The 6,261-nt window shown below is 68.0% G+C and carries 7 protein-coding genes; 3 read left to right on the top strand and 4 right to left on the bottom strand.

The window, feature by feature from the left end; translation table 11 throughout:
• From A5736_RS02035 to A5736_RS02025, 3 genes are all read left to right on the top strand, one after another.
• Nucleotides 1-1,443 (top strand): MFS transporter (locus tag A5736_RS02035; RefSeq protein WP_076244249.1); only part of this gene is annotated, 1,443 nt, incomplete at its 5' end.
• A 37-nt stretch (nucleotides 1,444-1,480) separates the two neighbouring features.
• Nucleotides 1,481-2,251, top strand: a complete 771-nt coding sequence (locus tag A5736_RS02030) for an enoyl-CoA hydratase (protein WP_076244247.1) — start codon at nucleotides 1,481-1,483, stop codon at nucleotides 2,249-2,251.
• 114 nt (nucleotides 2,252-2,365) lie between these two features.
• The gene (locus tag A5736_RS02025; protein ID WP_076244245.1) at nucleotides 2,366-2,641 is read left to right on the top strand and encodes a hypothetical protein; all 276 of its coding nucleotides are present in this window, start codon (nucleotides 2,366-2,368) and stop codon (nucleotides 2,639-2,641) included.
• A 319-nt stretch (nucleotides 2,642-2,960) separates the two neighbouring features.
• On the opposite strand, the gene A5736_RS02020 is transcribed toward A5736_RS02025, so the two are convergent.
• The 4 genes from A5736_RS02020 to A5736_RS02005 form a co-directional block, all read right to left on the bottom strand.
• Nucleotides 2,961-3,176: a hypothetical protein gene (locus tag A5736_RS02020; protein WP_076127281.1), complete on the bottom strand. Its 216-nt coding sequence runs from the start codon at nucleotides 3,174-3,176 to the stop codon at nucleotides 2,961-2,963.
• A gap of 21 nt (nucleotides 3,177-3,197) precedes the next feature.
• Nucleotides 3,198-4,370 carry a dihydrolipoamide acetyltransferase family protein gene (locus A5736_RS02015; protein WP_076244243.1) on the bottom strand — a complete coding sequence of 391 codons (1,173 nt, stop codon included), beginning with the start codon at nucleotides 4,368-4,370 and terminating at the stop codon, nucleotides 3,198-3,200.
• On the bottom strand, nucleotides 4,367-5,422 hold the full coding sequence (bkdB, locus tag A5736_RS02010) for a 3-methyl-2-oxobutanoate dehydrogenase subunit beta (protein ID WP_076244241.1): 1,056 nt from the start codon (nucleotides 5,420-5,422) through the stop codon (nucleotides 4,367-4,369). Before bkdB ends, A5736_RS02015 begins: the two co-directional genes overlap by 4 nt.
• On the bottom strand, nucleotides 5,419-6,261 hold an 843-nt coding region (locus tag A5736_RS02005; RefSeq protein WP_076244240.1), incomplete at its 5' end, for a thiamine pyrophosphate-dependent enzyme. The genes A5736_RS02005 and bkdB, both read right to left, overlap by 4 nt.

Below are 6,261 nucleotides of genomic sequence, written 5' to 3'. Positions count from 1 at the left end.
ATGTTCGGCCGGGTCCGCATCTACAACGTGGGCTTCGCGGTATTCACCTTCGCGGCGATCGCGCTGTCGTTCGACCCTTTCCACCAGGGCGCGGGCGCGATGTGGCTGATCAGCTGGCGCGTGATCCAGGGCATCGGCGGCGCAATCTTGATGGCGCTGTCGGCGGCGATTCTCACCGACGCCTTCCCGAGCAACCAGCGGGGCATGGCACTGGGGTTCAACATGGTGGCCGCGGTGGCCGGCTCGTTCCTCGGCCTGCTGATCGGGGGCGTGCTGGCGGAGTGGGACTGGCGGGCGATCTTCTGGGTCGGTGTGCCGATCGGCGTGCTGGGGACCGTCTGGGGCGTGCGCTCGCTGCACGAGATCGGGATGCGCACGCCCGGCCCGCTGGACTGGCCCGGCACCGTGACGTTCGCCGTCGGGTTGACCGTCGTGCTGGTTGGTATCACCTACGGCATACAGCCCTACGGTGGCCGAGCGACGGGCTGGACGAACCCGTTGGTGTTGGGCTCGATCGCCGTCGGGCTGTTGTTACTGGTCGCGTTCTGCATCATCGAGTTGCGAGCGGCGCAGCCGATGGTCGACATCCGACTGTTTCGGTCGGCGGGATTCGGGATGGGCAACCTGGCCAACCTGATGGCGTCGAGCGGCCGCGGCGGCTTGCAGTTCATGCTCATCATCTGGTTGCAGGGCATCTGGTTGCCGCTTCGTGGATATAGCTTCGAGTCGACGCCCCTGTGGGCGGGCATCTACATGCTGCCGGCGACGATCGGGTTCCTGATCGCGGCGCCGGTGGCGGGGTGGCTGGCGGACCGGTTCGGCGCGCGACCGTTCGCGGTCGCGGGGATGCTGCTGATGTCGGCCACGTTCATCGGCCTGGTGATGATTCCGGTGGATTTCGACTACCCGGTTTTCGCGCTGCTGATTTTCCTCAATGCGCTGGGCGGGGGCGTCTTCACCGCACCCAACACCGCCACGATCATGTCGAGCGTCCCGGCCGATCAACGCGGAGCCGCATCCGGTGTCCGGGCGACGTTCTTCAACGCCGGTTCGGCGCTGTCGATCGGCGTCTTCTTCTCGCTGATGGTCGTCGGGCTGGCGAACACGCTGCCGCAGGCACTGGACGGCGGGCTGCAAGCGCAGGGTGTGTCAGCGGCGGTGGCGCGGGATGTCGCCGGCCTGCCCCCGGTGGGCAGCCTGTTCGCGGCGTTTCTTGGCTACAACCCCATCGCGGAGTTGCTCCGCCGGTCGCATGCGCTGCAGCAGCCTGGGGTCAACGCCGGTGTGCTCACCGGCAAGTCGTTCTTCCCGGAGCTGATCTCGGGGCCGTTCCACGCCGGACTGGTGGTGGTGTTCGTCGCTGCGGCACTGATGACGTTGATTGGCGCGTTGGCGTCGCTGGTCAGCCCCGGGCGCTACGCGGATGAGGTGGAGGAAATCTAGGCGCGGGACCGCCGGGTCCGCGACGTAGTCTTTGGCGATGACCCAGTCCGACCTAGTCCTTTACCGCGTCGACGAGCACGTCGCAGTCATCACCGTCAACGACCCCGACCGCCGCAACGCGTTCACCGCCGAGATGTCGGCGCTGCTGCGCGCCGCCGTGGAGCGGGCCGAAGCCGACGCCGACGTGCACGCCGTAGTGGTCACCGGGGCGGGCAAGGCATTCTGCGCGGGTGCCGACCTCAGCGCGCTGGGCGCCGCGGGCGGCGGAGCGGCGGATTCGGGGCTGACGCGGATCTACGACGGCTTCATGGCCGTCGGCAACTGCACGCTGCCCACGATCGCCGCGGTCAACGGCCCCGCCGTCGGCGCCGGGCTCAACTTGGCGCTGGCCGCCGACGTGCGCATCGCCGGGCCAGCGGCGTTGTTCGACGCGCGTTTCCAGAAGCTCGGACTGCACCCCGGCGGCGGCGCGACATGGATGCTGCAGCGGGCGGTTGGCCCGCAGGTGGCGCGCGCGGCGCTGCTGTTCGGCATGCGCTTCGACGCCGAATCCGCCGTGCGCCACGGGCTGGCTCTCAGCGTGGCCGACGACCCCGTGGCCGCAGCGCTGGAGCTCGCGTCCGGGCCCGCCGGCGCGCCGCGTGACGTGGTCCTGGCAACCAAGGCCACGATGCGCGCCACTGCCAGTCCCGGAGCGCTGGACAACGAGCACCACGAATTCGCGATGCGCACCGAATTGGGCCCGCAGGTCTACTCCATCCAGTCGCCTGAGTTCGCCGCACGGTTGGCCGCGGCCCGCCGCAAATAGCGTTCGGCCCCGCTGTGGTTGGTAACGCCTGTTCTTGGGATCGGTAGCTAGCCGGCACGTGTGGACTTTCCGCGACGACGCCGAACGACGTGGCCCACTCGAAGGAGCGACAACATGATCACCCCCACCGTCAAGCGGCTCATCGCCGGAGCGCTGCTGTCCACCGCTGGATTCGGATTGGCCGCAGGGGTCGCGGCGGCCCAGCCGGGCGTTGCGCCGCAGGTCTACTGGTGCCCGAACCAGCCCTGGAACCCGGCATGGGGCGAGAACAAATACTGGAATCAGTGTTGGGACACGGACAACCCGCCGGCGCACCCGCCGCCACCGCCATTCCACCAGCCGAACTTCAATTGCGGCCTGTTCTGGTGCCCGGTGCCGCCCCACCCCTAACGCCGAGCAATAGCAGGGCGCCGGTCGCTCCATTCGGGGCCTTTCGGACCCAGGAGTCCCGACAAATTTGGCCCTCCGCTCCGTAATCGGGGCTCGCGTGGCAGTTGCCCTGGTATCCGCGCGCGGGGTCATCGGGCGGGAGTGCGTCGATGCAAGCCTGGTGAGCGGCAGGATCGGTGATGCTGACACAAGGATCGTCGGCGTGGGCTTGTGCCGGTGGAGCGGAGAGGGAAGCTAGCGCCATCACCACCACCGCCGACGCGCCCATCAGTGCCTTCATCCGTCCATGCTCTCCTAATTCCCTGATCGGCGGCAGGGTTTACGTAAATAGTTCGGGATGCTCGCGGAGTAACCGCACCTCAGCCGCGGCGATCACCGCCTCCGCCGCCGACACCACCGCCGCGGCGACTTCGGCCTCTAACGCTCTGGCCCGGGCGCGCCGGATTTCTCCACGGCCCACGGGGAGGCACACGAAGAACAGGCCCAACATGAGCCAGTAAATGAGGTTGACGTCTAGCGCGAGTTCGTTTCCCATGGAGTTGCTCGTTCCTGGCAGCTAAAGGTCCAGCAGCGCGGTCTGCGGCGACTCGATCAGATCCCTGAGCTCGCAGACGAATTGGGCCGCCTGGGCGCCGTCGGCGACGCGGTGGTCGAACACGCATGCCAGCGTCATCGTCGGACGCACCACCACCTCGTCCGCGACGACCACCGGGCGCGGCTTGATCGCTCCCATGCCCAGAATGGCGGCCTCGGGATGGTTGATCACCGGCACGCCGTCGTCGACGCCCAGGGCCCCGAAATTCGAGACGGTGAACGTCGAGCCGCGCAGCTCGGCGGGCGCCAGCGCGCCGGAGCGCGCGCCCTCGATCAATTCGGCTGTCCGGCTTGCCAATTCGCGGGTCGTCTTGATTTGGGCGTCGGTGATCACCGGCACGAGCAGCCCGCGCTTGGTCGCCACCCCGAAGCCCAGGTGTACGTGACGATGGACGTGCACCTGCGGTCCGTCGGGTGAATCGACCCACGTCGAGTTGAGAATCTGGTTGTGGGTCAACGCGACAACCAGCATCCGCAGGGTCAGCACGAACGGCGTGATCTCCTGGTGGGCCGCGCGGAACCGGTCGCGCAGCCGCAGCAATTCGCTGCAATCGACGCCCACGGCTACCTTCGCGGCCGGAATTTCTTTGTGGGACAACGCCATTCTCTCCGCCATCCGCGCCTGCACGCCGTGCACTGGCCGAATATCGGATTCGGCTTCAGTCCCTTTGGCGGCCGAAAGCACGTCCCCGCGGGTGATCACCCCGCGGTGCTGTATCGAGGCAAGGTCGACGGAGAGCTCTTTGGCCAATTTGCGCACCGGAGGAGCGGCGCGCGGCCGGCCGCGGCGGCGGCTGACGTCGATGTCCGCGTCCGCGCCGTAGCCGACCAGCGTGGGAACCGCGGGCTGGCCGTTGGCCGCCGGCGCCTCGCCGCTCGCCGGCGCCGTGTCGATCCGGACCAGCACCGCGCCCACGTTGAGCACATCGCCTTCGGCGCCGAACGTTTCGACGATCCGGCCTGCGTACGGGCTCGGGATCTCCACCTCGGCCTTGGCGGTTTCGACCGAACACAGAACCTGATTGAGTTCGACTTCGTCGCCGACCGCGACGTTCCAGCATGACACCGTGACCTCTTGGAGTCCCTCGCCAAGATCGGGCACCCGGAACGATTTGATCCGCTCGTCGGCGCTCATGGCTGCTCCAACGCGCGCTCGACGCAGTCCAGCAGCCGGTCGGGGCCCGGCAGCCACAACCTCTCCAGCCGCGCCGGCGGATAGGGCGTGTCGAATCCACAGGCGCGCAACACCGGCGCTTCCAGCTCGTAGAACATCTCTTCCTGGATTCGTGCGGCCAAACCGGCGCCATAGCCCAGGCTGCGTGGCCCCTCGTGCATCACCACGCAGCGCCCCGTCCGATGGATCGATGCGGCGACGGTGTCGAAGTCCAGAGGCACCAGCGAGCGCAGGTCGATGACCTCCAGGCTCCAACCGCGTTGGCGCTGCGCATCTTCCGCCGTGGCGACGGCGGTGTTCACCAGGCTGCCGTAGGTGATGACGGTGACGTCGGTGCCAGGGCGGCGCACCATCGCCCGGCCGATGGGCGGTTCGGGCCGGTCGACGTCGACCGCACCGCGACCCTGATAGCGCCGCTTCGGCTCTAGGTAGATCACCGGATCCGGGCAGGCAATCGAGTGCCGCAGCAGCCAATACGCGTCGGAGGGGTTCGACGGGACCACCACCTTCAAGCCGGCGGTGTGCGCCCAGTACGACTCGGTGGAATCCGAATGATGCTCGGCCGCACCGATACCGCCGAACGACGGTATGCGGACGGTGACGGGCATGTTCACCTCGCCGCGGGTGCGGGTGCGGTACTTCGCCAGGTGGCTGACCACCTGATCGAACGCCGGATAGGAGAAGCCGTCGAACTGGATCTCGGGCACCGGCACGAAGCCGCGCAGGGCCAGTCCGATGGCGATCCCAATCAGCGCGGACTCCGCCAGCGGAGTGTCGAAACATCGGTCCTCACCGAACGTCCGGGCCAGTCCCTCGGTGACCCGGAACACCCCGCCCTCGACCGACACGTCCTCGCCGAACACCAGGACCCGCTCGTCCGCGGCCATCGCGTCGTGCAGCGCGCGGTTGAGTGCCTGCACCATGGTCAGCTGTAGTGGGGCCAGCGCGACCTCGTCGGCGGTCGCCGTCAGCGCTTCGTCAGGTCCGACCGGACGATCGGCGAGCTGCGTCATGCGAGCCTCCCCAATTCGGCGCGCAGCTGTTGGCGCTGCGCCTGCAATCCCGGCGTCATCTCGGCGTAGACGGTGGTGAAGACTTCGTCGATGTCGATGTCGGGCGCGTCGAACACCGCGTCGCGCAGTTCGGCCCGCATTCGCTTCGACCGGGCAGCGACCCGGTCTTCCAGGCGTTCCGACCACAGCCCCTGGCCCTGCAAGTACGTGCGGTAGCGCGGAATTGGGTCCAACGCCTCCCAGCGGTCGACTTCTTCCTGAGTCCGATACCGGCTCGGATCATCGGAGGTGGTGTGCGGGCCCAGCCGATAGGTGACCGCCTCGATCAACGTCGGGCCGGCGGCGGCCCGGGCGCGGGCCGCGGCTTCGGTCATTACCGCATAGCACGCCAGCACGTCGTTGCCGTCCACCCGGATACCGGGCATCCCATAGCCAATCGCCTTGTGCGCGATCGAAGGTGCGGCGGTCTGTCTGGAGACCGGCACCGAGATCGCCCACTGGTTGTTCTGCACATAGAACACACAAGGCGTGGTGAACACGGCCGCGAAGTTCAGCGCCTCGTGCACGTCGCCCTCGCTGGTGGCGCCGTCGCCGAGGAAAGCCACTGTCACCGAGTCTTCGCCGAGGCGTTGTGCGGCCATCGCCGCCCCGACGGCGTGCAGCGTCTGGGTGCCGATCGGAATCGACATCGGGGCACAGCATTTCTTGGTGAATTCCAGCCCGCCGTGCCAGGTTCCGCGCCATGCGGCCCCGACGTGTCCCGGCGGGATGCCGCGCGCCAAGAACGCGCCCAACTCGCGATACTGGGGAAACAGCCAGTCGGTTTTGCGCAGGCAGGC

The organism is Mycobacterium sp. SP-6446 (assembly GCF_001954045.1).
GTDB lineage: Bacteria > Actinomycetota > Actinomycetes > Mycobacteriales > Mycobacteriaceae > Mycobacterium.
This window is presented reverse-complemented; position numbering and strand designations above follow the sequence as displayed.